Raw genomic sequence first — 26,923 nt, forward strand, 5'->3', positions numbered from 1 at the left:
ATAGCAATGGTGTCTTTTTATGTCTTTTCAGACACCCAAGGCTGAAGCTATAGATTTTCCTCTATAGCTTTTTCATTTCTTTAAAAGGGGGTAACTAAAATGAAGCGACTCTCTTTTGCAGTAGTTGGAGCTGGGAATGGGGGTCAAGCGATAGCGGGGCATCTCGCTTTAAAAGGTCATAAAGTTAATTTGTACAATAGAACCTATCAAAAATTACTTCCTATTATAGAAAAAGGTGGTATTGAATTAGAAGGAGAAGTAAAAGGCTTTGGCAAATTAAGTGTGATAACTGATGACATAGAGAAAGCTATTAAAGATGTTGATATAATTTTAGTGGCAGTTCCTGCTTCTGCCCATTATAAAATTGCTGAAGAGATGTTGCCATATCTTAAGGATGGTCAAATAGTTGTATTAACCCCAGGAAGAACTGGTGGTGCTTTGGAATTTTATAATATTATAAGAAGACGAGAAGACTTGGATGTAATTATTGCAGAAACGGATACTTTAATATATGCATGCAGGTCTTCCATGGGAAAATCCAAAATATTTATGGTAAAGGAAGTTGTGGCTGTTGCTGCGATACCTAACGATAAAACAGAAATGGTAGTGGAAGCGCTTAATACCGCCTTTCCTCAATTTATTCCAGCGCAAAATGTTTTGGAAACAAGCCTTAACAATTTTGGAGCTGTTTTTCACCCTGCACCAACTATACTTAATGCAGCAAGAATAGAAACTACAAAAGGGAATTTTGAATTTTATCGGGAGGGTATTTCTCCTTCTGTTGCAAAAATATTGGAAAAAATAGACAACGAAAGAATGATGGTGGCAAAAGCTCTAGGTGTAAATACTATTTCAGCTAAAAGATGGCTAAAAGAAAGTTATAATGCGGAAGGAGAAAATCTATATGAGGCAATTCAAAATACAAAAGCTTATGTTGGCTTATTAGCTCCTCAAACATTAGATTGTCGTTATATATTTGAAGATGTTCCTATGAGCTTGGTGCCTATGTCTTCTATAGGAAAAGAAATAGGCATTAAGACTCCCACTATTGATGCTGTTATACATCTTGCTTCGGTTATGCACGGAAAAGATTATTGGAATATTGGAAGGACGGCTGAGAAACTAGGGATCCAAGGGAAAACAGTAGAGGAAATTATAGAGTTGGTGGAAGGAAAAAGAAAGGAGGTAACTATAGCGTGAAAAGGTTAATTGTAGCGGCAGCGATAGGTAATTGTGTCCATGTGGCCGGTGTATATAACTTTTTAAAATTTGCAGAACAGCAAGGTTATGAAACTATATTTTTGGGTCCTGCTGTTCCTATAAAGAAATTGATAGAAGCCGTTAAAAAACATAAGCCGTCAATTGTAGGAGTAAGCTATAGATTGACTCCTTCTGCTCTTGAAAAACTTTTAGAAGAACTAAAAAAGGAAATAGAAGTAAATAATTTGCAACATATTAGGTGGGTGTTTGGCGGTACAGAGCCTACTGCAGACGTGGCAAGAAGGTCAGGAATATTTGTAGCAGTTTTTGATGGTAAAAATGGTGATGAAGCTACAATTAATTTTTTAAGAGGAGGAAGCACAAATCATAAACAACGGGTTTTTGCTGATACACTAATAGGAAGAATAGAAGATAAATTCCCTTATCCTATCATAAGACACCACTTTGGACTTCCTTCATTAGAAGATACTATAGAAGGTGTTAAGAAGATAGCAGAGGCAGAAATTTTAGATGTAATTTCTCTCGCGCCAGACCAAAATGCTCAAGAGCATTTCTTTGATAAGAAATATGATAAATCTTTAGATGGAGCAGGCGGCGTTCCTGTAAGAAAGGAAGAAGACTTGATAAGGATATATGAAGCTTCAAGAAGGGGTAATTTCCCTCTTTTAAGGTGCTACAGTGGTACAAATGACGTATTTAAGATGGCGGAAATGCTTTTGCGAACGATTCACAATGCGTGGGCAGCAATACCACTTAGCTGGTACAATGTTCTCGATGGAAGAGGTCCAAGAGATGTTAACACTTCAATCAGAGAAAATCAACAATTGATGAAATGGCATGCTGAAAGAGGAGTACCAGTGGAGGTAAACGAGCCACACCATTGGAGCTTGAGGGATGCTCATGATGTAATTGGGGTAACAACGGCATATCTTGCGGCATATAATGCAAAAAAAATGGGTGTTAAAGACTATGTAGCACAATTTATGTTTAACGTGCCTGCTTCTATTTCACCAAAAATGGATTTGGCAAAAATGTTAGCTAAGATAGAGCTGATAGAAGAATTGCAAGATGAAAATTTCAGAGTGATAAGGCAAGCAAGAGCGGGACTTGCAAGTTTTCCAACTGACCTTTTAGAAGCCAAGGGTCAGTTAGCTTCTAGTGCTTATCTCTCTATGGCTATAAGACCTCATATATATCACGTAGTGGGATATTGTGAAGCTCATCATGCTGCAACGCCAGAAGATATAATTGAAAGCGTTAAAATAGTAAAAGCCGTGATAAAAAATTCTATGTTTGGAATGCCTGATTTGACTCAGGATAAAGAAGTAATTCAAAGAAAAGAACAGTTAAAGAAAGAGACAAGGATTTTATTGGAAGCGATAAAAAGCTTGGCACCTTACAGTCTTGATCCACTGGCAGATCCAGATGTGTTGGCATTGGCGATAAAGATTGGTCTATTAGATGCACCACATCTCAAGGGTAACAAGTATGCAAAAGGAGAATTGCAAACCAAAGTAATAGATGGTGCATGCTATGCTTATGACTATGAGAAGCATAGAATAATACCTGAAGAAGAAAGGGTAGAAAGGATTTTACGTGAATATGAAAAATCAGCTATAGAAGTATAAAAACTTGGGAACGTAAGATCTTTTCTTACGTTCCTTATTGAATTTCTTTGAATATATCTGAAGAGGAGGAATGATAGCTAAATGTGCGGATTAGCAGGAATTATAGGAACTGGTGATAAGAGTAAAATAAAAAGGATGCTTGATAAAATACGACATCGTGGCCCGGATGAGTCAGGGATTTTTGTAGATGAAAATATTACATTAGGCCATAATAGGCTGACGATAATTGACCTTTATCATGGACGTCAACCTATAAAAAACGAAGATGGTAGGTATTGGCTTATTTATAATGGAGAAATTTACAATTACCAATTATTGCGTAAAGAGTTAAAAAACCATACTTTTTCCACAGATACTGATAGCGAAGTAATAATTCATTTGTATGAAGAACTAGGTAAAAATTGTGTTAACTATATTGATGGAATGTTTGCTTTAGCTATTTATGACTCTAAAAAAAAGACCATATTTATTGCTCGTGATCCTTTAGGAATAAAGCCATTGTATTATGGCAAAACAAAAGAAGGGTATTTTGCCTTTGCTTCGGAGATTAAAGCACTTCAGGAAGTAACTGATGATATAAATGAATTTCCTAATGGATATATTTATACAACTGAAAACGGATTTGAGAAATATTATACAATTCCACAGGATCCGATGCATTTTGCAGATGTTAATAATATTATTAATGGATTAAGGCTTAGATTAGAGGATTCAGTAAGAAAAAGGTTGATTGCTGATGTGCCTGTTGGAGTATTTTTAAGTGGCGGATTGGATAGCAGTCTTATCGCAGCAATAGCAGCAAAATACAAAAAGCCCCTTCATTCATTTGCAGTAGGCGTCGAAGGAAGTAATGACTTAAAGAACGCAAGAGTTGTTGCTGATTATGTGGGGACGATTCACCATGAATTTATTTATACAGAGGAGGACATAAAAAAAATTTTACCCGAAGTTATATATTATCTTGAATCCTGTGATCCAGCCTTAGTCAGAAGTGCTGTTGCAACATATTTTGTAGCAAAACTTGCAAGCAATTACGTAAAAGTTATTCTTTCGGGAGAAGGTGCTGATGAATTGTTTAGTGGATACCATTACCTTAAAAATTATACCAGTCCTTGGAAATTACAATCCGAATTAAAATATATAACTCGAAATTTGCATAATACAAATCTTCAAAGAGTTGACAGAATGACAATGGCACATTCCATTGAAGGACGTGTACCGTTTTTAGATGTAGAAGTGTTACGGTACGCGTTTAAAATAACGCCATCATTTAAAATTAACGGCCGAGAAAAAACCGAAAAGTGGATACTTAGAAAACTTGCAGAAAATTACTTACCAGAGTCAATTGTATGGAGAAGAAAAGAAAAATTTGCAATAGGAAGTGGTACATCTGAAATATTAAATAAGATAGCAGAATCAGAAATTAGTGATGCAGAGTATATAAAAAATAGATTCCTTTCTAACGGTTTTGAAATAAAGTCAAAGGAAGAGCTGTATTATTTTAAAATTTTAAAAAGATTTTTTAATGTTGATTCTTTTATAAAGGACATGGGAAGAAGTAGAAGTCTCAATGACAACCAAATATATGCATAAAAAGGGGGCATTCTGCCCTCTTTTTAAATCAATATTTTGAGAAGATATATTTTTTTCTATTTCTAATTTTCCGTCTTCTCCAAAGGAGAAAAGCTGTTCCTAAAATCGTTGCTCCAGCAATAAATTTTACGGGATTGTTTTTTATTTCAAAAGATTGGTTTTCTGTATAATAGTATCCCAAAAAGTTTTTATAAACAGATTCCGCTGCAATAAGATGATTTGTACCTATCTCCTTTCCATTTAAAGTGTATTTAATGTAACCTAATATGTCTCCTTTATTTATTGGCGCTTTTATGTTTTTATTAAGTATTATTTGAGTTTCTATAGAATTTTCTTGCCCTTTAGGGACTTCATAGTAAAAGTCTTCTTTTGCAATAAGAGGAAGTTTAAAGTGAGACTTTCCTAAATCGATATAGGTTACTACCTCACCTTTTTCTGTTTTTTTCACTAAACTAAAGTTTTGGAAACCGTAATCCAAAAGTTTTATAGTATCTGTCCAAATGTTTGTTCCTTGGTCACCCATTATGACGGAGATAAGTCTGCGACCTTCTCTCGTTGCAGAAGCTGCTAAAACTTGACCAGCTGCAACCGTATATCCCGTTTTTACTCCGTCAGCTCCTTCATAGCGAAAACTTGAAGGTTTAATTAAGCGATTGCTTAACCATAGGTCTCTTACTTTATCAAACTTATTAGTAGGAGGAATTTGGTAATGTATTGTAGTTACTATTTTTCTAAATTCAGGATTTTGCATTGCATACCTTGCTATTAATGCCATATCATAAGGAGTGGAATAATGGTTTTCATCAGGAAGACCATTTGGATTTACAAAATGGCTATTGTAAGCCCCAATTTCTTTGGCTTTTTCATTCATCATTTTAGCGAAATTTTCTACGCTTCCACCAATATGTTCAGCGATAGCGATGGCAGCATCATTAGCTGATTCTAACATAATTGCATAAAGTAATTGTTCTAACGTAAGTTGTTCACCAGGAGAAAGAAATATTGAATTTCCATCTATTTTTGTAACATTATCACTAGCTGTTACGATGTCATTTAAGTTTCCCTTTTCAATGGCGATAATTGCGGTCAAAATCTTAGTTGTGCTTGCAGGGTACATTCTTTTGTGCATGTTTTTATCGTACAATACTTGACCTGTTGTAAAATCCATTAAAACTGCAGTTGGGCCTACAATTTCAGGTGGTGATGGCACATTAGCGTATACAGGAGTTATTTGTACTACCAAAATAAATAGTATGAGCAAAGAAGCTACCATTTTTTTCATTTTTATGCCTCCAATTCATGCTGATACTTAAAGTATAACAAAAAAACGCAAAAAATAAAAAGGAATTTTTTAATTCATGTAGAAATAAATAAAGGACGCTGTAAAAAGAGGTGTTAATATGCCTTGTTTTTCAAAAAAACAGCAATATGCTATTATTGTTATATTATGCCTTATATTATCGGTTTCAGGATATGTAATTTACCAAAATTTTAAATTAAAAAATGAATTTGTCATCAATGAAAGTAATGAAAGCATAGCGATAGAAACAATTGCCGAGAAGGAGGAAAACAAGGAAGAACCTTTAGAAATAAAAGTGTATGTTACAGGATTAGTAAAAAATCCGGGGGTCTATACTATGAAGGAAGGAGAAAGAGTAATAGATGCTATAAATAAAGCAGGAGGACCCTTGGAAGAAGCAGACCTTTCCAATATAAATCTTGCACAAAGAGTCAAGGACGAACAAATGATAATAGTCCCAAAAAAGGGTGAGATATATAATACTTCTTCTGCAAAGACACTACAAAAAAGCGAAAAAATAAACATAAATACTGCAACCAAAGAAGAATTGGAAACTTTACCAGGAATAGGACCTGTAACGGCTGAGAGGATAATCGAATTTAGAGAAAACAAAGGTTTTTTTAAAAAGATTGAAGACATAATGAATGTCCCTAGAATAGGTCCTAAAATGTTTGAACAGATAAAAGATAAAATTACCGTTGATTAGTATGTTAAATAGTTCCACATAGAACAAAAAATTCTATATTAAATGAGGGGTATTATGAAAAGGCTGATAGCTGTTATAACTGTGAGTATTTTTTTATTTAATTTTATGCTAGTACCAGCACAGATTGATACCTCTTCTGAGCTTAATAGGGCGAAAGTGGAAGAACAAAAACTTGTACTAGAGCTATTGAATCTTGAGATAGAAAGGCTTAAAACACAAAAGTTTTTGGAAAATTTAATGGCCGATATTGAAAATTTAGCTGTAGTCATTCAAGAAAAATCTAAAGAAATACAAATAGTAAGTAAAGAGATAGAAAAGGAAAAAGAGGTATTAAAGACTTGGTTTAGGTTTTTGTATATGGATGGGGCAAATGCTATACTATCACTTCTACTTATGGCACAAAATTCCAGTAAGTTGTTGCATAGGCTTATTTACATAGACATTATTACCAATTATTTCTACAATAAACTAGATAATTTAAATAAGCTTGTAAAATATAAAAAAGAAGAGGAAAATAGACTAACCTCCCAAAGATTACAGCTTATAGAAAAACAAAAAGAACAAATAAAATTGTTAAAAAAAATAGATGAATTAAGGTTAGCAAAAAGCCAAATGTTAGAAGAGATAAAAATCAAAATTGCAAATTATCAAAAAATATTTACACTAGCTGATAATTTGGACAAAATGTTTCCTTCTTTAGATTATTTATTAAGCCATCTTTCCCAACTTCCATGGGATACTTTGGAGTATAAAGATTTGAGGTTTTCTTTTTTTGACATATCTGCTTCTTTTTCTGATGCTGATGTAACAAAGATGATACGTTCTTACAGTAATAAGTTAAAAAATATAACAGTTTCTTTTAGCAAAGAAGGTTTTGAAATAAAAGATGATGATTCATACACTTTAAAAGGAAATTTTGGAATAGAAGATAACAAGATTAAATTGTTAATAACTTCTCTGAATATAGGAGATATAAAAATTAACGACCAGTTGCTTCAAAAGATTCTCTATGGCTATGATACCACCATAAACATTAAAATTCCTGTTGAAGGATTTAAATTAAAAAAGGTTAAGACCGAAGAGGGCTATGTAAAGTTTACTTTACAAAAGTAATATTTATAAAACTTCTTTTCTAGAATGGGCAATTCTAGCACAAGCCGCGGCGATTATTGCAGCTACTAAGTCATCAATAAAGGTATTACACTTTTTATCTTTATCTTTATTAAGGTTTCCCATTATACCAGGTTTTACTTTATCGAGATATCCAAAATTAGTAAAACCTATAGAACCATAAATATTTGTAATGCTTAAGGCTAAAATTTCGTCGATGCCGTATAAAGGTTCATCTCTTTTTATAATAGACAAAAGAGGTTCTTCTAACATGTCTTTTTCTGCTAATTTGTCTAACGCAATACCTGTCAAAATTGCATTTTGAACTTCTCTTTTCTCAAGCACATGATGTAAATTTTCTATGCATTCCTCTATTGTTAAATCATCATAGTACCTTTTTTGCAAGTCTAGTACTAATACTGTCATATCTTCTAAAGTAACTCCTCTTTCTTCTAATAGGTTTATAGCAATATCTTTCACACTAACAGCTCCTTTTTTTAAGTTTATAGTATGATTATACCACAAATTTTTGTTGAAATACTTCTTTGTTGAAAAAACAATTCAATTAAAGTATAATCAAAATAGTTTAAACTTATAAGAGGTGAAAAAGATGGGTGAAGTAAGAGTAAGATTTGCTCCAAGTCCTACAGGGAGTTTACATATAGGCGGTGCCAGGACAGCCCTTTTTAATTGGCTTTTTGCAAGGCACTATGGAGGAAAATTTATTTTAAGGGTGGATGATACTGACCTACAAAGGTCTACAAAAGAATCTATGAAAGGAATACTTGATGGACTTAAGTGGTTAGGTATTGATTGGGATGAAGGACCTATTTACCAATCCCAAAGGTTAGATGAATATAGAAAATTCGCAAATAAATTATTAGATGAGGGCAAGGCTTACTACTGTTTTTGTACAAAAGAAGAGCTAGAGGAAATGAGAAGACGGGCAGAAAATGAAGGTAGGCCCTTTATGTATACAGGAAAATGTAGGAATTTGACCAGAGAACAAATTGAAGAGTATTTAAAAAAAGGCAAAAGGCCCGTTATAAGATTAAAGGTGCCTAGTGAAGGAAAAACAATTGTGCACGATATAATAAGAGGAGACGTAGAATTTGATAATTCTACTATTGATGACTTTATAATTATGAAATCAGACAATATGCCTACTTATAACTTTGCCACTGTGGTAGATGATTACCAAATGGGGATAACTCATGTTATACGGGCAGAAGAACATTTATCAAATACTCCAAAGCAAATACTAATTTATGAGGCTTTAGGTTTAGAAACTCCTCAATTTGCCCATGTATCTATGGTTTTAGCTCCTGATAGGAGTAAACTTAGTAAGAGACATGGAGCTACTTCCGTGCAAGAGTTTGAAGAGCAAGGATATCTCCCTGAAGCGATTGTAAATTATATAACCTTACTAGGATGGATGCCAAAGGACGGGGAGGAAATTTTTGATGTTTCAAAAAGCATAAAAGAATTTACTTTAGAAAGGGTATCAAAAAATCCAGCTGTTTACGATGTACAAAAGCTGACTTGGATAAACGGCCATTACATAAGGAATTACGATTTAGATAAGTTAACTGAAGCAGTTATTCCATTTTTGAAAGATAAAAACTTAATTAGGGAAGAGTTCGATTATGACTACATCAAAAAAATAGTAAGTATAGTAAGAGAAAGGGAAAAAACTCTAGTGGATATAGCTGATGCCATGAGTTATTATTTTACAGAAGTTAACGAGTATGAAGAAAAAGGAGTCAAAAAGTATTTTACTAAAGAGAAAGTCGCAGAAATTTTGAAAAAGGCAGCAGAGACTTTAAAAGAAGTAGAACCTTTTGATAAATTTACGACTGAGAAAGTTTATCGCAAACTTGTTGAGGAATTACAAATATCCAGCGGTGAACTTTTTCATCCTACTAGATTAGCTATTTCAGGGAGAACTTTTGGGCCAGGACTATTTGACATAATGGAACTTTTGGGAAAAGAAAGAACTATCCAGAGAATTGAAAAAGCTTTAGATTTTATTGAAAAGATGAAGAACCCATAAAAATATTGACATAATGTATAATTTTTACTACTATAGACAATAGTATTACCCTCATAAGGGTGATACTATTATTTTAACCCATGAAAGGGTGATAACGTGTGTATATAGTTATAACAGGCGACATAATTGGTTCAAGAGAGTTATTAGCCAAAGGGATTAAGAGGGAAAATTTTATAAAAGCGGTGGAAGAAGTAAATGAGGCGTGCGAAGATTATTTGCTTGTAAAGTTTTCACTCATGAGAGGAGATGAAATACAAGGAATTTTAAAACAGGTAGATTTTTTGCCAGCTGTCGTTAGGAATCTCAGATATAACTTTTTCCCTGCAGGTTTACGCATTGGAATTGGCATAGGATCTATTTCCACAGGTATAGAAAAAAATTCTTGGGAAATGGACGGAGAAGCTTTTTATAGGGCGAGAGAGGCCTTGTCTTTATGTGATAAAAATGCTATTACAATAGTGAAAACTGGAGATTTGTTTATAGAAGAAGCTACTACTGCTCTATTTACTTTATTGGATGCTTTACAGTCTAAGTGGACTAGGGCTCAATGGGAGGCAGTTATGAATTATGAAAAATATGGAACCTACAAAAAAGCGGCTCAAATTTTAAAAGTAATGCCACAAAATGTGGCAAAAAGGTGCAATGCAGCTAGATGGCAAGCTGTTGTAAGAGGGGAAAAAGCCATTGTCCGATTGTTGAAATTTGTATTGGAGGGCAATACAAATGAATAGCCAAAATTTTGCTTTAACATTGCTCTTTTTATCTCATGGTTTGAGTGATTACCTATTTCAAACAGACTCTATTGTGCTTAAGAAAAGTAAGGGACTAATTGAAGGATTTATAAAACATTTTTTGGTTGTGCTAGTACTAAACCTGTTGGTTTTACCCTTCTTTAAATTTAAAGCAATTTTGTTTTTAATATTTTTATCTTTTGTTCATATCATAATTGATTATTTGAAATATAAAATTGCAAAAACAGACAATGTTTATTTCTTTATAGGGGATCAAATCTTTCATTTTCTTACTATTTATTTTATTTCTTTAAAACTTATTGATGTCTTTTGTTTTTCCTATCCGGAAATCTACTTTAAAATATTTGCTGTATTCTGCATTTATATTTATGTCATTTTTGGAGGAGCAATTTTCATAAAATACGTGCTTTTAAGTCTAAATATTCATATTTCTAAAATGGAAATAACGTCTTCAGGGAAAATAATTGGTATGCTAGAGCGGACTTTGATGATGACGTTAATTGCCGTCAATCAAATAGCGGCAGCTAGTTTTGTGATTGGTGCTAAGTCTATTGCGAGGTATAAAGAGCTAGATAATAAAGATTTTGCAGAATACTACTTAATAGGGACGATGTTGAGTATGCTTATAGCTCTTTTTGGAGGGTTACTGATAAAAGCTATATTAAAAATATAAAGGCATCTACCGGATGCCTTTTCTTCCTTTATTGGTAGCCCCAAGGGGACTCGAACCCCTGTCTTCGCCGTGAGAGGGCGATGTCCTAGGCCGCTAGACGATGGGGCCATAATGGCTGCCGAACTAGGATTCGAACCTAGACCAGATGATCCAGAGTCACCTGTGCTACCATTACACCATTCGGCAGCGTCTTGACGAAAGTAATTATATCATAGGTTTTACAATTTGACAATACCCATTACCAAGGTTTTATTGGGCTGTTTACAATTCTGTATAAATAATTTATAATGTTTGTGGAGTTACATACTGTATACAGGGAGGGGAAAATAATGGCACATTACATTACCGACGAATGTATAAGTTGCGGAGCTTGTGCGGCGGAATGCCCGGTAGATGCTATCCATGAAGGGGATGGAAAATACGAGATCGACCCTGATACTTGTATTGACTGTGGTGCTTGCGAAGCTGTGTGCCCAACAGGTGCTGTAAAAGCTGAGTAACTAAAGCAAAAGGCCTCCATAAGGAGGCTTTTTGTTTTTACATTACATTGACTAAACTCTTTTAAAGTGATAAAATTTTACTAAATTAATTCGAAGTAAAGGAGGAGTCATAAAAATATGGGATTAGTATATGTAAATGGTGAATTTGTGGACAGTGAAAAAGCTTCAGTTTCGGTTTTTGATCATGGTTATCTTTATGGGGACGGAATTTTTGAGGGTATAAGGGCTTATGATGGAGTTATATTTAAACTTGATGAACACTTAAAAAGGCTTTACAGTATGGCGAAGGCTATTCTTCTTGACATTCCTATAACGATGGGAGAGATGAAAGAAAAGGTTATTGAAACAGTAAGAATTAATAATTTAAGGGATGCTTACATAAGGCTTGTAGTTTCAAGAGGAAAAGGTGATTTAGGCCTTGACCCATATAAATGTCCTAAACCCACAGTTGTAATAATAGCGGATAAGATTGCTTTGTATCCTGAATCTATGTATCAAAATGGTTTAAAAATTATTACTTCTACTTATAGGAGAAATTCAATACAGACTTTAGATCCTCAGATAAAGTCATTAAATTATTTAAACAATATACTCGCAAAAATTGAAGCAGTAAAAGCAGGATATCCAGAGGCTTTGATTTTAAATCAAGAAGGATATGTGGCTGAATGTACCGGTGACAATATTTTTATAGTTTCAAATGGTACGTTATATTCTCCTCCTTCTGCAGTAGGAGCATTAGGAGGGATTACAAGGGCTACGATAATAGATATCGCAAAACAATTAGGGATACCTTTTGAAGAAAAGTATTTTTCTTTATTTAATGTATATACTGCAGATGAATGTTTCTTGACAGGTACGGCTGCTGAAGCAGTACCAGTAGTGGAAGTGGATCATAGGGTAATCGGAGATGGGAAGCCTGGTCCTATAACGAAAAAGATAATAGAAGAGTTTAGAAAACTTACTACTGTTTTAGGGACAAAAGTATATGAATAAACAATTGCATGGATAACTTCCATGCAATTGTTATATAGAAGAGATATTTGTTATTCTAGAAAATTTTATAGAAGATATGATTAAACAAGTGGATTTAAAGCCAGGGATAAAGGCTTATCACAGATTATAATTAGCAACGAACAAGGTTTTAAATATTTTTTAAAATTATTATGGGTGAAATAAAAAAAGTAAAAAATTTTAAATTTCAGCAGGAAATTTATAACATATATAGAATATATTATAATAAACATTTAAATGGGGAGAGTAGAGAGATGGGTGTAGTAAAAAAAATAGATGAAGAATTAAAACGGAGTATGGAGAACATTAAGGAAAAAATAAAGAGTGATGACATCTTAAATAGAATTCTAAATAAGGAAGCAATACAGGTAAATGAGGGAGAAATTGATTGGAAAGTAAAGTGTGGACAAGAAATTGTAGAAATTTATAAGAAATTAGTTAATATAATAGATAAATTAAAAGTTGTTTCTTAATAAAACCTATTGTAATTTTTGTATTATGATGGTAAAATTGTATATACGAACTCTTAAAAAGGGGTAACTGAAATGAAAAGTAATGAAGTGTTAGAAAAACAGATAAGTGTTTTAAGAAAAGAACTAGATAACCTTGTTACTAAAGAAGAGATTGATTATGAAAAAGTGCTTGATATAAGTCGTAAACTCGATGATTTGATTGTTTCATATATAATTACCAAAAAAGACAGGTATTCTACAGTGGGAAACTATATCTAAGCCTTTTTAAAATTTAAAAAAGAGGCTTTTCTTTTTTTGTTATTATATTGTTATGATTGCACCATTACAATTGTATGCTATAATATAAACTATCATACATAAATTTGTTGGAGGTGAAAATATGGCTCAGAACAAGGTGAAAAAAATAGTATATGGGGCTTTTATGATCGCATTGGTTACTATCGGTACTATGGTGATTCAGATACCAACACCGGCTACAAAAGGATATATAAACGTGGGCGATTCTTTTATATTCTTAAGTTCTGCTTTATTTGGCTCTCTGATGGGGTTTATAGCCGGAGGAATTGGCTCCGCTTTAGCGGATTTGTTGTCAGGTTATGCTTATTGGGCACCGTGGACTTTTATAATTAAAGGGATAGAAGGGTTGATTGTTGGACTTATGTATAAAAAATATACTAATGAATATTTAAGGGTTGTTTTTCTTACTATAGGAGCTTTATGGATGGTGTTAGGATACTATATTGCAGGGGGAGTTATGTACGGTTTTAAAACTTCATTAGTTGATGTGCCAAGTAATTTAGTACAAGGTTTCGCAAGTATAATAGTAGGGTATATTTTGATACGTTTGATATCTCGATTGGAATTATTTAACAAAGCGTAGCAGGGTTTTTAAAACCTTGCTTTTTTTTATGCAAAAATATATCATTATATAGTGAAAGGAAATTGAGGTGATGACGATGATAGATACATTTTTGTTTGACTTGGACGGGACATTGCTTCCTGTCGATACGGATAAGATGTTAGATGAATACTTTTTAAGCCTTACAAAAAAACTTTCTTCTCTATTTGATCCTCATTTTCTGTTTAAAAGCCTTTATAGTGCTAGCATGGACATGATAAACAATTTGGACCCAAACAAAACCAATGAAGAGGTGTTTTTTGAGTCTTTTTTAGAAAAAGTTAATTATCCAAAAGAAGAATTGGATGTACTTTTTGAAGACTTTTATTTAAATGATTACAAAGAATTGGGGAAAAATATTAAAGCTAATGAATATGTCAAGAAGTCTTTAGAGATTTTGAAAGAAAAAGGCTATACACTTGTTTTAGCTACTAATCCTGTATTTCCAAGGATTGCAATTTTAGAAAGACTTAAATGGGCAGGTCTTACTGAAAGCTATTTCGATTTTATAACTACTTATGAAAATATGCATTATTGCAAACCTCACATACAATACTATGAAGAGATATTAGAAGTTATAAATAAAAAACCCGAAAATTGTTATATGGTGGGAAATGATGTAGAAGAGGACTTGATAGCTTTTAAGTTAGGAATGAAAACATTCTTAATTGAGGACTATATGATAAATAGAAATTCAAAAGATATAATAGTGACACAAAGGGGTAGTTACCAAGATTTATATGAGTTTGTTTGTAGCTTTAAGGAGGGAGGCAAAAATTTATGAAAGTCACAGTATTAGGATGCCATGGGCCTTTTCCTGGACCTTATGGTGCTACTTCTGGATATTTAGTAGAAGAAGAAAATACTCATATTTTATTGGACTGTGGCAGTGGAGTTATAAGCCGATACCAAAGGTATTACGATTTGAATAGATTGAAATACATAGTTTTGTCTCATTTACACTCTGACCATGTGGCAGATATGATGGTTTTAAGATATGCTCTTGATATTATGAAGTCAAGAGGTATGTTAACTGAACCGGTAAAGGTATATTGTCCACAAACACCAGAAAATGTTTTAGAGGATTTTAAGTTTAAAGATGTGTTCGATTTACACATTGTAAATGGAGAAACTATATTAAATTTAGAAGGTATAGAGATTTTTTTTAAAAAAATGATGCATCCTGTAGAGACTTATGCTGTGAAGATGAAAAAAGGAGAGAAAATCTTTGTATATAGTGGTGATACCACTTATAATGAGGATTTAATATCTTTTGCAAACAAAGCCGATTTATTCCTATGTGATGGAAATTTCTTGACAGGAATGCAAGGGCCCCACTTAACTGCTGCAGAAGCTGCTGAAATTGCTAAAAAAGCTGAGTGTAAAAAACTAGTTTTAACTCATTTGTCGCCGCTTATTTTTATCAATGATTATTATGAAGAAGCGGTTAAGTTTTTTGAAAATACAGAAATTGCAAATGACTTTGAAGTTTATGTGATATAAAATGGAATTTCCATTTTTATATCTCACCATAGCTCTTTCTTTGGGAATAATAATTGGAAGATATGTTTTTTATTCCTTTGCTTTCTTGATTTTATTAGCAATTTCAGTGGCTATTTCTTTGTGGGGATATTTGAAAAATAAAAATGTTAGTTTGCTTCTCTTAATTTCGTTTATTTTTGTAGGGGCAATTTTAAGTAGCAATGCTATCAATTCTCCCAATCCTTATATAAAGTTTGAAGGGAAGTTTACAACTATAAATGGCAAGGTAAAAGAAGTAAAAGAATATGAAAGCTATGCTAAATATATAGTTAAACCGCCTAAAATACCTAAAGTATTGGTTACTCAATATGGGGGCGAATATCCTTCTGAAGGAGATATTGTAAGCATAAGAGGGATAATTTCAATTCCCCAAAAAGCGACAAACCCAGGAGGCTTTGATTACTATCTTTTTTTAAAGAAAAAAGGAATATATGCATTAATGAGGGTAGATGAATATGCGGTTGACATTGTAAGCAAAGGCAATTTAAATTTTATTGAGAAGGTTATATATGCTGCAAAAGAAAAAATAGAAGTTAATTATATTAATTCAATGCCCGAAAGAGATGCAAAATTTGTTATGTCACTCATTTTAGGAGATAAACTTATTGGACATGAGACTTTGGAGCAATTTAGGACAGCAGGTATTTCACATATTATTTCGGTATCAGGAATGCACGTAGCAATTGTAACAGGTTTTGTACTTTATATGTTAAGTCTTTTTAACATCAGAAGGTATAAAATTCCAATTATTATAATTGTATTGATCTTCTACGTAGTTTTAACAGGAGCAAATCCGCCAGTTATAAGAGCAGCTCTTATGGCTTCTATCGCTTTAATTGGAACTACCTATGGTAAAAAACATAATTCTATAAATTCTCTGTCTTTTGCTGCTTTTTTGATATTAATATTTAATCCTCTAATGCTATGGGATGTCGGCTTTCAACTTTCGTTTGTTGCCACTTTAGCCATTTTGTATTTTTATAAGCCAATACAAAAAAAATTATCAATGCTAAATCCTAAAATACGAGATTTAATTGCTATAACTTTTTCTGCTCAAATCGGTACAATTCCTCTTACTATGTATTATTTTCACTATATATCCATTATTTCCTTTTTATCCAATATTGTAATAGTACCATTGGCAGATGTGGCAGTTGTTTTGGGATTTTTATCGGCTATTATAGGACTTATTTTACCTTTCCTGTCCTATTTCATAAATTATATAAACATACCTTTTGTAGAAGCTATTTTGTACATAACGAATTTACTCAATAGCTTTCCTTATGCTAGTATAAATACTATTATTCCTCCTCTTTATGTAATTGTTTTGTATTATGGAATTTTGGCAGTTACATTCAGTAGTTTTGACAGAAAAACGAAAAAGATTTTTATTACAATTGCCTTGACTTTTATGATAACCTTTTTTTCTTATAATTATATATTGCCTAAAAATTTAGAAGTGACTTTCCTGGATATAGGACAAGGGGATAGTACTTTTGTAAGAACACCTCATGGCAAAACTTTTTTGATAGATGGGGGAGGCAGACCTTTAATTTCAATTTCTTCTTTTGATGCTGGAGAGGATATACTACTTCCATTTTTGTATTATAAAGGTGTTATGAAACTTGATGGAGTTTTTATATCTCATACTGACATCGACCATGTAGGTGGAATACTTACTATTTTACAACAAATGAAGGTTAACAAAATCTTTGTAGGAATACAAAAAGTTGCTGATGACAATTTCAAAAAATTGATGGAAGTTGCAAAATCAAAAAATATTCCAGTTGTGTTTTTAAAAAGGGGTGATAAAATCAAAGTAGATGGTGTAGAAATATATGTTTTACATCCTGATCCTCTAAATTTAATAGAAGAGAATCCTATAAATAATAATGGACTTGTTTTTAAAATAAAGTATAAAGATATGGAGTTTTTGTTTACAGGTGATATAGAAAAACCAGCCGAAGAGATTTTAAAAAATCTAGACATAAAGGCTGATATTCTAAAAGTGCCACACCATGGGTCCAGTACTTCATCTTCAAAAGAATTTATCGAAAAAATCAATCCGAAAGTATGTATTATCCAAGTAGGCAAAAATAGTTATGGACTTCCCCATGAGAGAGTGCTAAAATCTCTTCAAGAAAGGTCTAAAGTGTATAGAACAGACAAAAATGGTGCTATTATTGTAAAGACAGATGGGAAAAAAGCTTATATAAAGACGGTTATTAAGGAGTGAAAGGATGACTTACAAAGAGCTTTTAGACAGCTTAAAGAAGGGAGAAATACATAATTTATATCTTTTTTACGGAGAAGAAAGATATTTGCTGTTAGACGCTATTAAAAAGTTTAAGTCAAAGCTATTAAAAGAAGAAACTTATGAGATGAACTACATAGTCATTGAAAAAAATGACCCAGAAGAGTATGTAAATGCTATCATTGAAAGTTGTGAGACTTTGCCGTTTTTTTCTGAATATAAATTAGTTTTAGTAAAAAACGAGGAGGACCAACTTTCAAGATTGAATGATAAAAGTTTAAAAAAGCTTATGAATTATATTGAAGAAAAGACTAACATGCCGGAGAACAAAACGGTTTTGATTATCGTAGGTGGTGAAAAGATAGATTTGAGAAAGAAATTTAATAAATTAGTAGAAAAAATTGGTAAAATAGTATATTTTCAAAGACTTTCTTTTGAAGAAGCTGTAAATTATACAGGCTATTTCTTTGTAAAAAGTGGGAAAAAGATAACTAAAGCTGATGCAGAATACCTTGTAAAAAGTGTAGGAACTGATTTGTATGCTATTGTTAATGAAATACATAAAGTGATTTGTTATTCGGACAGCGAAAAAATAGAAATGGAAAAAATGAAAGAAGTCCTTAGTATAAACCTGCAACAAAACATTTTCAATCTTGTTAGTGCCATAGGGAGGAAGAAAGAAAAAGAAGCTTATAAAGTCTTATACGCCCTTTTAGAAAAGGGAGAAGTACCTCTTATTATATTATCCATGATAATAAGACAGATGAGGCTCATTGCTAAAATCAAAACTTTTGAAGGAAAATTTGTAGATAAAAGGAGTATAGCATCTTCTTTAGGAGTGCCATATTTTGTAGTAGAAGAACTAACAAGACAAAGCAAACTTTTTAAAAAAGAGGATTTAGAAAGGGCATACAAAGAGTGTTTAAAATGTGATATTGCCTTGAAAACAGGGGGAGATAGCAATTTAACATTGGAAGACCTTATAAAAAAATTGTGTAAATGATAAAAAGCGTACTTTAAAGGTACGCTTTATTCGTTACTTGCTGATTTTAAAAGCGCATTGAATTTTGCATAAAGTCTGGATTTTTTTCTTGCTGCTGTGTTTTTGTGAAGAACTCCTTTTGTGACAGCTTTGTCCAATTCCTTAACAGCAAGTCTTAATTTTTCTTTTATTGTTTCTATATCTCCTGTGGCTAAACTTTTATTAAAGTTAGAAATAAATGTTTTGACTCTTGATTTTATCATTTTATTACGCAAAGTCCTTTTTGCAATAACTGATATTCTTTTCTTTGCAGATTTTGTATTTGCCAAAACTTTCACCTCCTCAATCGAAATTAATTTTACCACGGAAGAAATAGTTTTTCAAGGATTAATACATTTTTTACTTTATCACATCGGTTTGAAATTATCAACATTTATACAGAAAAAATTTTTTTCTCAATACTATGGTAAATATAGTAAAATTTATAATTTTAAATCTAAATTAAAAGAACGTTTGCATTTTTTTAGAATAAAAGGTATAATAATTTAAAGGGAATTATAACTTAAAGTTTTAACCTTTCCTGAGCGTGTTTGTTTTCATTTCAGCCATGTCTTTACTACGTATCCTTATGTCGTAAAACAGACAAGGGGGTGAAAAGTAAATTAGAGTAAGAAGGAACTAATTAACTTTTTTAAGATTAAGAGATGATAAAGAAGGAGGAAGATTAAGTGGAAAAAAAGAAAAAGCTCTCAAAGCAAGCTTATAACGGTGCTTCCGGAAATGAATATACTCCGTATATAGCTGCAGATCAGATAATAGCAGAGTTTACGCCTTTTTCGTTCATTGTCGGTATCATTCTTGCTATAGTTTTTGGTGCCGCCAACGCATATCTAGGGCTTAGAGTGGGCATGACCGTAAGCGCTTCCATACCAGCGGCGGTAGTTTCAATGGGAATTGTTAGAGGTATTCTAAAGAGGGATTCAATTCTGGAAAATAATATGGTTCAGACCATAGCCTCAGCAGGAGAATCTTTGGCTGCAGGTGTTATTTTTACTTTGCCTGCCTTGTTTTTGTGGAAAACAAACCCTAGTATTATGAAGATTTCCACCATAGCCATTATCGGCGGAGTCCTGGGAGTTCTTATGATGATACCTCTTCGCCGCTTCCTGATTGTCAAAGAACACGGCGTGCTTCCCTATCCAGAAGGTACAGCCTGTGCGGAAGTTCTAGTTGCCGGCGAGGTCGGTGGAGTAAGCGCAAAGACTGTTTTTGAAGGGCTAGGTATCGGTGCGTTCTATAAACTGCTGGCTGACGGATTGAAACTTTTTCCCTCAGAAATAGAATGGAAGATACCAGGTTATAAAGGAGCCGCAATTGGCGGTGACATCCTGCCATCCCTCTTGGGTGTAGGCTTTATAATCGGCCCCAAGATTGCGGCATACATGCTATCTGGTGCTGTACTGGGATGGTTAGTTTTCATACCGCTTATTTCGCACCTAGGCAATTACATTCCTCAAGCTATTTATCCGGCTTCGGTGCCTATATCCGAGCTCGATCACTGGGGTATATGGAGTTATTACTTGCGTTATATAGGTGCCGGGGCAGTGACTTTTGGAGGTGTTGTAAGCCTAGTTAAGGCACTGCCAACAATAGTAAACGCCTTTACTCAATCCGTTTCCGGTTTCAGTATGAAAGGCGAAAACGGATCACAGCGTCGTACTGATGATGATTTAGCTATGAAATGGGTTTTATTTGGCGTTTTAATCCTGATTATAATTATTGCATTTTCTCCACTTATTCCAGTGGGAATAGTTGGAGCGATACTCATTGCTATTTTTGGCTTTTTCTTTGTTACGGTATCTTCACGTATTGTTGGTATAGTTGGAAGTTCCTCTAATCCGGTATCCGGTATGACTATCGCCACCTTGCTATTCACCACAGTTATTTTTAAGGCTATTGGTTTTACCGGCGTAGAGGGTATGGTTGCTTCTTTGAGCGTAGGAGGTATTATTGCTGTAGCTGCGGCGATAGCCGGCGATGTCTCCCAGGACTTGAAGACTGGTTTCCTGGTGGGAGCTACTCCTAAGCGCCAGCAGATTGGTGAGCTGATAGGAGTTATAGTTTCAGGGCTGGTTATTGGTTGGATTTTAATAATGCTCAACAATGCATACGGCTTTGGTAGCAAAGATCTTCCAGCTCCCCAGGCTACTTTGATGAAAATGGTTATCGAAGGCATTATAGAAGGCAACCTACCATGGGCTTTGGTTTTTGTTGGTTTTGGTTCAGCAGCGGTGATAGAGCTGTTAGGTATACCCTCATTGCCATTTGCCATTGGACTTTATTTGCCAATTCATCTAAGCACTCCTATCATGCTTGGCGGTTTGATAAGAGGCATTCTCGAAAGAAGAGAAAAATCCGATGAAGTTTTAAAACAGAAAGTCGAAAGAGGAGTACTCTATTCTTCGGGTCTTATAGCCGGGGAAGGCATAATGGGAATCCTGATTGCTGCATTAGTAGCTGCTAACATCGACATAGGTATTGGAAATAATGTGTTGGGGCAGTGGGGTGGACTGGTATTGTTCTTAATAATGATGTATACTCTTATTGGGAAATCCTTTAAAAAGGTAGAACTTGAATAAGAGGAAGGGGAGTCCCTTCCTCCACTTTTTTCTTTTTTAGGAGGTTAATCTATTGAGAAAAGATCAAAATTTCATGTTAATGACCCCTATCCGCAACGATAAAATCTCTTGGTTGATAAAAAAAGACGGTCTTATTCAGCTTAAGATAGCTAGAAAGGGGCTACTATTCAATATCCTAAAATTTTTTTACCGGGATCTTCCTGAAAATATATACCGTGACCTTGATGAAATTGGATCTGAGGTATGGAGGCTTTGCGATGGGCAAAACACAGTTTACGACATTGCTACCAAACTTTCAAATAAATTCGGTGCAAAGGTAGAGCCACTTTATCCCAGATTGGTAACATACTTAAAAATTCTTAGACAAAACGGATTGATATATTTTAAATAAGGAATAACTAAAGAGGATATGGAGTTGTTTTCGTTAGAGTATGCACAATTTTTACAACAGCGTGTTTATAAAGAAGATAATATTCTTTACATGATGCCAGGTGTACATTTGCCTGAGAAACAACAGAAAAAACTTTTAGAGAAGTTTGAAGAAGTTAAAAACTGGTAAACACGTTTTTATTTTACAAAAAAATTTTAAGTCGAGTTTTCTCCAGTATTTTAAGGCCGTAAGGCTTTTTTTATTTGGATTAGCGGTATACATGGCTATATTTAGAGGCGGAGGTAGCGAAATGTAAAAAATACAATTATACATGGTATAAAATTTGTCAATTTGTTAATCATAATTAGAGGAGGTGATTTGATGTTACAAACTATTATACGTTTCATTGTATCAGCTATTGTGCTATTGGTGGTGGGATATCTTGTACCTGGCTTTAGTGTTGCAGGCTTTTGGGGAGCTCTTATTTCAGCTGTGGTAATAGCTTTGTTAGGTTATATTGTAGAATTAATATTAGGGAAAAATATTTCACCAAGGAGCCGTGGTTTAGTAGGATTTTTCGTGGCGGCAGTAGTTATATACGTTTCTCAGTTTATTGTTCCTACCATTCATGCAACAATAGTTGGTTCACTAATTGCTGCTTTTGTGATAGGATTGGTTGATGCCTTTGTACCTACAGAGTTGAGGTGATGTAGATGTACAGTATAAGGACAGACCTGGCAGTAGAAGCGAGAGAATTATACAAAGAAAGAGAGATTCCAGGAGTAAAGGTAGATGAAAAACATCTAGATGGCATAAAGGTGACAAAGGTCAAAATTTTAAATGAAGAAGGAGAAAAAGCAATGGGAAAACCGGTGGGGGACTATATAACTATTGAGGCCCCCGGTCTCATTGAAAGAGATTTAGATTTAGAAGAAGAAGTTGCGAAAATTTTGGCGGATATAATTAAAGAAATAGCTAATTTAACAGTGAATACACAGGTTTTAGTAGTAGGATTAGGTAATTGGAATGTAACTCCTGATGCATTGGGACCTCGTGTAGTTTCCAATATCGTAGTAACAAGGCATCTAAAGGAATATGCACCTCAACAGTTTGGCGATGAAATTCGGTCTGTCAGTGCAATTTCTCCAGGAGTTTTAGGGATTACCGGAATAGAAACGGCTGAAATTTTAAAAGGGGTAGTTGACAGAATAAAACCTGACTTAATAATTACAATTGACGCTTTGGCTTCGAGAAGATTAGAGAGATTATCTACTACTATTCAAATTTCAAATACAGGTATAAGCCCAGGGTCTGGAATAGGTAATAGAAGGCTTTCAATTACTGAGCAAAGCTTAGGGATACCTGTAATAGCCATAGGGGTTCCTACAGTAGTAGATGCAGTAACAATTGCTAACGACACCATCGAATATTTAACAGAAGAGTTACTAAAACAGACCAAAGAAGAAAGCCCTTTTTATGGAGTACTTAAGAATATGAGTCAACAAGAGAAATACAGTCTCATTCAAGAAGTTTTGGCACCTTATGTACATAATCTTGTAGTTACTCCTAAAGAAATAGATTTATTGGTGCGAAATATAGCTTCAATTATATCCAGAGGAATAAATCTTGCACTGCAACCTGGTCTTACAGAAAGGGAAATGAATCAATTACTTCATTAAACATAAAGTACTAAAGCACCTCTTGATGGAATATTTATAAAATATAAAAACCAAAGAGAGGTGCTTCTTTTTGTACAGGTATTATAGCTTATCAAAAATAAGTAGGATAATGTTTGTAGTTTTGGTGATAATAAACGTTTTTCTTTATAATTGGATGACACAATCTTATAAAAATGAGTATAAACAGGTAATTAGTGATTCTTTTTCAGAGGAGTATGATAGATTAGAGAGTTTATTTGTAACTTCGATAAATTATAGCCTACCGATAATAGAAGTAGCTTTTGCATCGCAAGGCTATACAGGAAAGGATTTAACCTTTTCTTCTTTATTAAATGCCAAGGTTAAAGATCCTATTAATATATTGAAATTTCAACTTCCAATTTTAGCAGTGGTGGATTTTAAAAAGGTAGGTACTAATTATATACAGAATAACAATGCCCAAATAAACCCTTCTTCTAATAAGAATTTCCTTGATACTAATTTACAAAGTGACAAAAACATGTCTCAAACACAGGAAGATGAAAAACCAGCTTTAAAAAATATAGATAATAGTAAACCCTATATTTTGATATATCACACTCATACCATGGAGGCTTATGCCGCGACAGAGAAAAACAAATATATAGCAAAGCACGGTTATGACAGGACAGATGACTTAAATTATACTGTGGCAAAAGTAGGGGATTATCTTGCCGAATATCTAAAAAAAGAAGGAGTCTCTGTATTACACGATAAAACTATCCATGATTATAACTATGACAAATCCTATGTAAACTCTTTTGCAACGGTCAGCAAAATTTTAAAAGAGCATCCTTCTATTAAAGTGGCGATCGATTTACATAGAGATGGCTATGGTGCTGTTATGAAACCAGGGGTAGAAACTATTCCTGTTTTGAGCAGTTTGCAAAATCAAGAATTTAGAAAAAAATATGTGATGGATTTAAACGGAGAAAAAATAGCAAAAGTTTCTTTTATTATAGGTTCAAGAAGGACACCGGAAATGAAAGAAGATTGGAGAAAGAATTACGAATTTGCCAAAAGGGTAAGTGATAAATTAAATGAGCTATATCCTGGCTTATCTTTAGGAGTACAGGTAAAGCCTTATAGTGAATATAACCAGCATCTTCTTGAGAAATCGATACTGATTGAATTAGGGAGTAATTATAATACTTTAGAGGAAGCAATTGCAACTACAAAGTATCTGGCTAAAGCCATATATGAAGTAATAAAACAGCAACAGGATTTTGAGCAGTGAAAACTGCTTTTTGTTTTATAGTGATAAGAGTGTTGATATTAATTAAAAAAAGGTTAAAATAAATTACTGTAATTATCAATGATTTAGGAGGTTCTTTATGAAATTTGTAGCAAGAATAATTGGAGTGGTTTTGGCGTTTTTAATCCTTTGTAGCACTTTTTCTTATGGACAAGTAAATAGTATGAAAAATAAAAAAATAGTTATATTTATTGTAGATAGAGTTAATTTAAATGACTATGTTGCAAATGACCTTCCTAATATAAAATATCTCATGGAAAATGGTACATATGGACTTATGACGGTGAATTCCGATGGAGGTAGGTCCCCTGAAAATGTGTATATGACAATTGGCTGTGGGACAAGAGCTGTAGGTTCTGAAGAAGCTTCCCTTAATTTTAACGCTTCTGAAATAGTAAATGGAGAACAAGCCGCTACAATTTTCAAAAGGAATACGGGTATTAAGCCACAAATATTTAATATAGTAAATCTAGATTTTGCTCAAATTGAGAGAAATAACCTAACTAGAAGTCACATTATAGTACCTGGTCTATTAGGTACTCTTTTAAAACAAAATGGAAAAACTGTTGCTGTGTTTGGCAATGAAGATACTGGTGTAGAACGAAGAAGATATGCGCCTCTTATAGTAATGGATGAAAAAGGAATAGTAGACTTTGGGGATGTGAGTGACAATGTCTTAAAAAGGGACCCTTTAAGCCCTTTTGGAATTATGACAGATTATGATGTACTTTATCAAAAATATACAGAAATGAAAGAAAAGCCTGACTTAACAGTTTTTCAATTAGGAGATACGATAAGAGCGAATGATTACCATGAGTATGCAATGGATAAAATTAATGAAAGAAATAAAAAAAGGGCTTTATATAAAGCAGATGAATTTATTGGTAAAATTATAAAAGAAGGCAGTCCCAACACCTTATACATTGTCTTAACTCCACTTCCTCCATCTAAAGACATGGGGCAAAAAAGTTATCTAACTCCCATAATACTTTTTGGACCAGGCTTTACCAAAGGGTATGTTACTTCAGACACAACAAAAAGGGTGGGTATTGTAACAAATACAGATTTAATGCCGACAATTTTACAGTTTTTTGATATTCCTATACCCACTTTTTTGACGGGACATCCCCTTTATAATTCTGGTTACAAAGGAAGTGTAGACAAATTATTATCCGAAAGTCATAAACTAGTTTTTAATTACACTTATAGGCCTATTTTTTTGAAGATTTATGTAGTTTTAGAGATAATAATTTTAATTTTTAGCCTATTAGTTTTGCTGTTTTTAAAAAAATATGCTGTGTATTTAAAACCACTGTTGTTTTTTGTTTCTACTATTCCTCTGGCTTTTTTGCTATTACCTTTGTTTAATTATACCAGTTTATCCCATAGTTTCGTTGGAATATTATTTTTGACAGCAGTAGCAATTATTGCAATTCATGAAATTAATCCTTATGGTTATTATTTCTACGCTATAATAGGCTTGATTACTTCCCTTGTTTTATTAATTGACCTTGTAACGGGACAGTATTTGCTGAAAAATTCCTTTTTAAGCTATGACGTCATAGGAGGAGCACGCTTTTATGGCATAGGAAACGAGTATATGGGGATATTGATTGGAGCTGTCTTATGTTTTACTACAATGGCTTTTGAAATTTTTTCGAATAAAAAGCTGCTTTTAGCTATAACTACAATGATATACGCACTGGTATTCTATTTTATTGCAGCTCCAAATATAGGCACAAATGTGGGAGGTGCGATATCGGCCTTTGGAGCTTTTGCTGTGGCATTGTTACTTTTATATGATAAAAAAATTAACGTAAAAAATCTATTGTATATTGGTATAGGGATAGTTTTAATGCTTTTTGGGCTGTTTTACTTGGATTCTTTAAGACCAGTTTCTCAACAAACTCACATAGGACAAACTTTTGCTTTAGTAAAAAGCCAGGGTATAAAATCTTTATTACAAATTTTTGAAAGAAAGCTTTTGATGAATTATAAGCTCATAAAATATTCCATATGGTCAAGAGTGTTATTGACACTTATAGGTGTTTTGCTGGTTCTTTTTTTCAAACCTGTGGGAGTTTTGAGAGAAATTTTTAAAAAGCATACTTACATTGGAACGTGTTTTGTAGCAACGATTATAGGGAGTGTTTTTGCGCTTATTTTTAATGATTCAGGAATTGTAGCGTCAGCTACAATGATGGTATTTGTTGGACCTATGCTAATACATTTTGTTATTGAAGAAATGGCTTAAAAAGGTGGTTTC

The 26,923-nt window shown here is 33.3% G+C and carries 27 protein-coding genes and 2 tRNA genes; 24 read left to right on the forward strand and 5 right to left on the reverse strand.

What is annotated here, in order from left to right; translation table 11 throughout:
* The first annotated feature begins 99 nt into the window (after positions 1 to 99).
* The 3 genes from TMATH_RS04520 (at position 100) to asnB (ending at position 4,442) form a co-directional block, all read left to right on the forward strand.
* On the forward strand, positions 100 to 1,200 hold the full coding sequence (locus TMATH_RS04520) for an NAD/NADP-dependent octopine/nopaline dehydrogenase family protein (protein WP_013150136.1): 1,101 nt from the start codon (positions 100 to 102) through the stop codon (positions 1,198 to 1,200).
* Positions 1,197 to 2,849: a cobalamin-dependent protein gene (locus TMATH_RS04525; RefSeq protein ID WP_012994945.1), complete on the forward strand. Its 1,653-nt coding sequence runs from the start codon at positions 1,197 to 1,199 to the stop codon at positions 2,847 to 2,849. Before TMATH_RS04520 ends, TMATH_RS04525 begins: the two co-directional genes overlap by 4 nt.
* Before the next feature lie 81 nt (positions 2,850 to 2,930).
* Positions 2,931 to 4,442, forward strand: a complete 1,512-nt coding sequence (asnB, locus tag TMATH_RS04530) for an asparagine synthase B (protein WP_013150137.1) — start codon at positions 2,931 to 2,933, stop codon at positions 4,440 to 4,442.
* Positions 4,443 to 4,470: 28 nt separating this feature from the next.
* Here the strand turns inward: asnB and TMATH_RS04535 are convergent, their stop codons facing one another.
* Positions 4,471 to 5,724, reverse strand: a complete 1,254-nt coding sequence (locus tag TMATH_RS04535; RefSeq protein WP_012994947.1) for a D-alanyl-D-alanine carboxypeptidase family protein — start codon at positions 5,722 to 5,724, stop codon at positions 4,471 to 4,473.
* A gap of 118 nt (positions 5,725 to 5,842) precedes the next feature.
* Here TMATH_RS04535 and TMATH_RS04540 point away from each other — a divergent pair, with 118 nt between their 5' ends.
* Positions 5,843 to 6,448 carry a helix-hairpin-helix domain-containing protein gene (locus tag TMATH_RS04540; protein WP_013150138.1) on the forward strand — a complete coding sequence of 202 codons (606 nt, stop codon included), beginning with the start codon at positions 5,843 to 5,845 and terminating at the stop codon, positions 6,446 to 6,448.
* A gap of 54 nt (positions 6,449 to 6,502) precedes the next feature.
* Positions 6,503 to 7,561 (forward strand): coiled-coil domain-containing protein, encoded by a 1,059-nt coding sequence (locus TMATH_RS04545; RefSeq protein WP_013150139.1) that lies wholly within the window; start codon positions 6,503 to 6,505, stop codon positions 7,559 to 7,561.
* Positions 7,562 to 7,564: 3 nt separating this feature from the next.
* Here TMATH_RS04545 and TMATH_RS04550 read toward each other — a convergent pair whose 3' ends face one another.
* Positions 7,565 to 8,038 carry a phosphatidylglycerophosphatase A family protein gene (locus TMATH_RS04550; protein WP_013150140.1) on the reverse strand — a complete coding sequence of 158 codons (474 nt, stop codon included), beginning with the start codon at positions 8,036 to 8,038 and terminating at the stop codon, positions 7,565 to 7,567.
* Between the two features lie 130 nt (positions 8,039 to 8,168).
* Between TMATH_RS04550 and gltX the strand changes: the two genes are divergently transcribed.
* The 3 genes from gltX to TMATH_RS04565 all read left to right on the forward strand — a co-directional run bounded on the left by gltX (position 8,169) and on the right by TMATH_RS04565 (position 11,036).
* Positions 8,169 to 9,611 (forward strand): glutamate--tRNA ligase, encoded by a 1,443-nt coding sequence (gltX, locus tag TMATH_RS04555; RefSeq protein WP_013150141.1) that lies wholly within the window; start codon positions 8,169 to 8,171, stop codon positions 9,609 to 9,611.
* Positions 9,612 to 9,709: 98 nt separating this feature from the next.
* Positions 9,710 to 10,342: a SatD family protein gene (locus TMATH_RS04560; protein ID WP_013150142.1), complete on the forward strand. Its 633-nt coding sequence runs from the start codon at positions 9,710 to 9,712 to the stop codon at positions 10,340 to 10,342.
* Positions 10,335 to 11,036, forward strand: coding sequence for a DUF3307 domain-containing protein (locus TMATH_RS04565; RefSeq protein ID WP_013150143.1), 702 nt, complete (start codon positions 10,335 to 10,337; stop codon positions 11,034 to 11,036). Before TMATH_RS04560 ends, TMATH_RS04565 begins: the two co-directional genes overlap by 8 nt.
* A 32-nt stretch (positions 11,037 to 11,068) precedes the next feature.
* On the opposite strand, the gene TMATH_RS04570 is transcribed toward TMATH_RS04565, so the two are convergent.
* A tRNA-Glu gene (locus tag TMATH_RS04570) sits at positions 11,069 to 11,144 on the reverse strand.
* A 4-nt stretch (positions 11,145 to 11,148) separates the two neighbouring features.
* A tRNA-Gln gene (locus TMATH_RS04575) sits at positions 11,149 to 11,222 on the reverse strand.
* 143 nt (positions 11,223 to 11,365) lie between these two features.
* Here TMATH_RS04575 and TMATH_RS04580 point away from each other — a divergent pair.
* From TMATH_RS04580 to holA, 9 genes are all read left to right on the forward strand, one after another.
* Positions 11,366 to 11,536 (forward strand): 4Fe-4S ferredoxin, encoded by a 171-nt coding sequence (locus TMATH_RS04580; protein ID WP_012994954.1) that lies wholly within the window; start codon positions 11,366 to 11,368, stop codon positions 11,534 to 11,536.
* A gap of 117 nt (positions 11,537 to 11,653) precedes the next feature.
* Complete coding sequence (gene ilvE, locus TMATH_RS04585; RefSeq protein WP_013150144.1) at positions 11,654 to 12,529, forward strand: branched-chain-amino-acid transaminase; 876 nt, start codon at positions 11,654 to 11,656, stop codon at positions 12,527 to 12,529.
* 272 nt (positions 12,530 to 12,801) lie between these two features.
* Positions 12,802 to 13,020 (forward strand): hypothetical protein, encoded by a 219-nt coding sequence (locus TMATH_RS04590; protein WP_013150145.1) that lies wholly within the window; start codon positions 12,802 to 12,804, stop codon positions 13,018 to 13,020.
* Between the two features lie 72 nt (positions 13,021 to 13,092).
* A complete protein-coding gene (locus TMATH_RS04595) occupies positions 13,093 to 13,278 on the forward strand; it encodes an aspartyl-phosphate phosphatase Spo0E family protein (RefSeq protein ID WP_012994957.1) in 186 nt (61 codons plus the stop codon).
* Positions 13,279 to 13,399: 121 nt separating this feature from the next.
* A complete protein-coding gene (locus TMATH_RS04600; RefSeq protein ID WP_013150146.1) occupies positions 13,400 to 13,900 on the forward strand; it encodes an ECF transporter S component in 501 nt (166 codons plus the stop codon).
* 76 nt (positions 13,901 to 13,976) lie between these two features.
* Positions 13,977 to 14,702 carry an HAD family hydrolase gene (locus tag TMATH_RS04605; protein WP_012994959.1) on the forward strand — a complete coding sequence of 242 codons (726 nt, stop codon included), beginning with the start codon at positions 13,977 to 13,979 and terminating at the stop codon, positions 14,700 to 14,702.
* A complete protein-coding gene (locus tag TMATH_RS04610; RefSeq protein WP_012994960.1) occupies positions 14,699 to 15,421 on the forward strand; it encodes an MBL fold metallo-hydrolase in 723 nt (240 codons plus the stop codon). Before TMATH_RS04605 ends, TMATH_RS04610 begins: the two co-directional genes overlap by 4 nt.
* A 1-nt stretch (position 15,422) precedes the next feature.
* Positions 15,423 to 17,696 (forward strand): DNA internalization-related competence protein ComEC/Rec2, encoded by a 2,274-nt coding sequence (locus TMATH_RS04615; protein ID WP_013150147.1) that lies wholly within the window; start codon positions 15,423 to 15,425, stop codon positions 17,694 to 17,696.
* Positions 17,697 to 17,700: 4 nt separating this feature from the next.
* Complete coding sequence (gene holA / locus TMATH_RS04620) at positions 17,701 to 18,717, forward strand: DNA polymerase III subunit delta (RefSeq protein WP_013150148.1); 1,017 nt, start codon at positions 17,701 to 17,703, stop codon at positions 18,715 to 18,717.
* A gap of 26 nt (positions 18,718 to 18,743) precedes the next feature.
* On the opposite strand, the gene rpsT is transcribed toward holA, so the two are convergent.
* Positions 18,744 to 19,025, reverse strand: a complete 282-nt coding sequence (gene rpsT, locus TMATH_RS04625; protein WP_012994963.1) for a 30S ribosomal protein S20 — start codon at positions 19,023 to 19,025, stop codon at positions 18,744 to 18,746.
* Positions 19,026 to 19,424: 399 nt separating this feature from the next.
* Here rpsT and TMATH_RS04630 point away from each other — a divergent pair, with 399 nt between their 5' ends.
* The 7 genes from TMATH_RS04630 (at position 19,425) to TMATH_RS04655 (ending at position 26,911) form a co-directional block, all read left to right on the forward strand.
* Positions 19,425 to 21,335 (forward strand): OPT family oligopeptide transporter, encoded by a 1,911-nt coding sequence (locus TMATH_RS04630; RefSeq protein WP_012994964.1) that lies wholly within the window; start codon positions 19,425 to 19,427, stop codon positions 21,333 to 21,335.
* Between the two features lie 52 nt (positions 21,336 to 21,387).
* Entirely contained in the window at positions 21,388 to 21,726 is a 339-nt protein-coding gene (locus tag TMATH_RS04635) for a PqqD family protein (protein ID WP_012994965.1), read from the forward strand.
* A gap of 18 nt (positions 21,727 to 21,744) precedes the next feature.
* On the forward strand, positions 21,745 to 21,894 hold the full coding sequence (locus tag TMATH_RS12010; RefSeq protein WP_156202119.1) for a hypothetical protein: 150 nt from the start codon (positions 21,745 to 21,747) through the stop codon (positions 21,892 to 21,894).
* A gap of 192 nt (positions 21,895 to 22,086) precedes the next feature.
* Entirely contained in the window at positions 22,087 to 22,413 is a 327-nt protein-coding gene (locus TMATH_RS04640) for a phage holin family protein (RefSeq protein WP_012994967.1), read from the forward strand.
* Positions 22,414 to 22,418: 5 nt separating this feature from the next.
* The gene (gene gpr / locus TMATH_RS04645; RefSeq protein WP_012994968.1) at positions 22,419 to 23,384 is read left to right on the forward strand and encodes a GPR endopeptidase; all 966 of its coding nucleotides are present in this window, start codon (positions 22,419 to 22,421) and stop codon (positions 23,382 to 23,384) included.
* Positions 23,385 to 23,454: 70 nt separating this feature from the next.
* The gene (gene spoIIP, locus TMATH_RS04650) at positions 23,455 to 24,639 is read left to right on the forward strand and encodes a stage II sporulation protein P (RefSeq protein WP_012994969.1); all 1,185 of its coding nucleotides are present in this window, start codon (positions 23,455 to 23,457) and stop codon (positions 24,637 to 24,639) included.
* A gap of 97 nt (positions 24,640 to 24,736) precedes the next feature.
* Complete coding sequence (locus tag TMATH_RS04655) at positions 24,737 to 26,911, forward strand: alkaline phosphatase family protein (protein WP_012994970.1); 2,175 nt, start codon at positions 24,737 to 24,739, stop codon at positions 26,909 to 26,911.
* Positions 26,912 to 26,923 lie beyond the last annotated feature (12 nt).

The organism is Thermoanaerobacter mathranii subsp. mathranii str. A3, from assembly GCF_000092965.1.
Classification (GTDB): domain Bacteria; phylum Bacillota; class Thermoanaerobacteria; order Thermoanaerobacterales; family Thermoanaerobacteraceae; genus Thermoanaerobacter; species Thermoanaerobacter thermocopriae.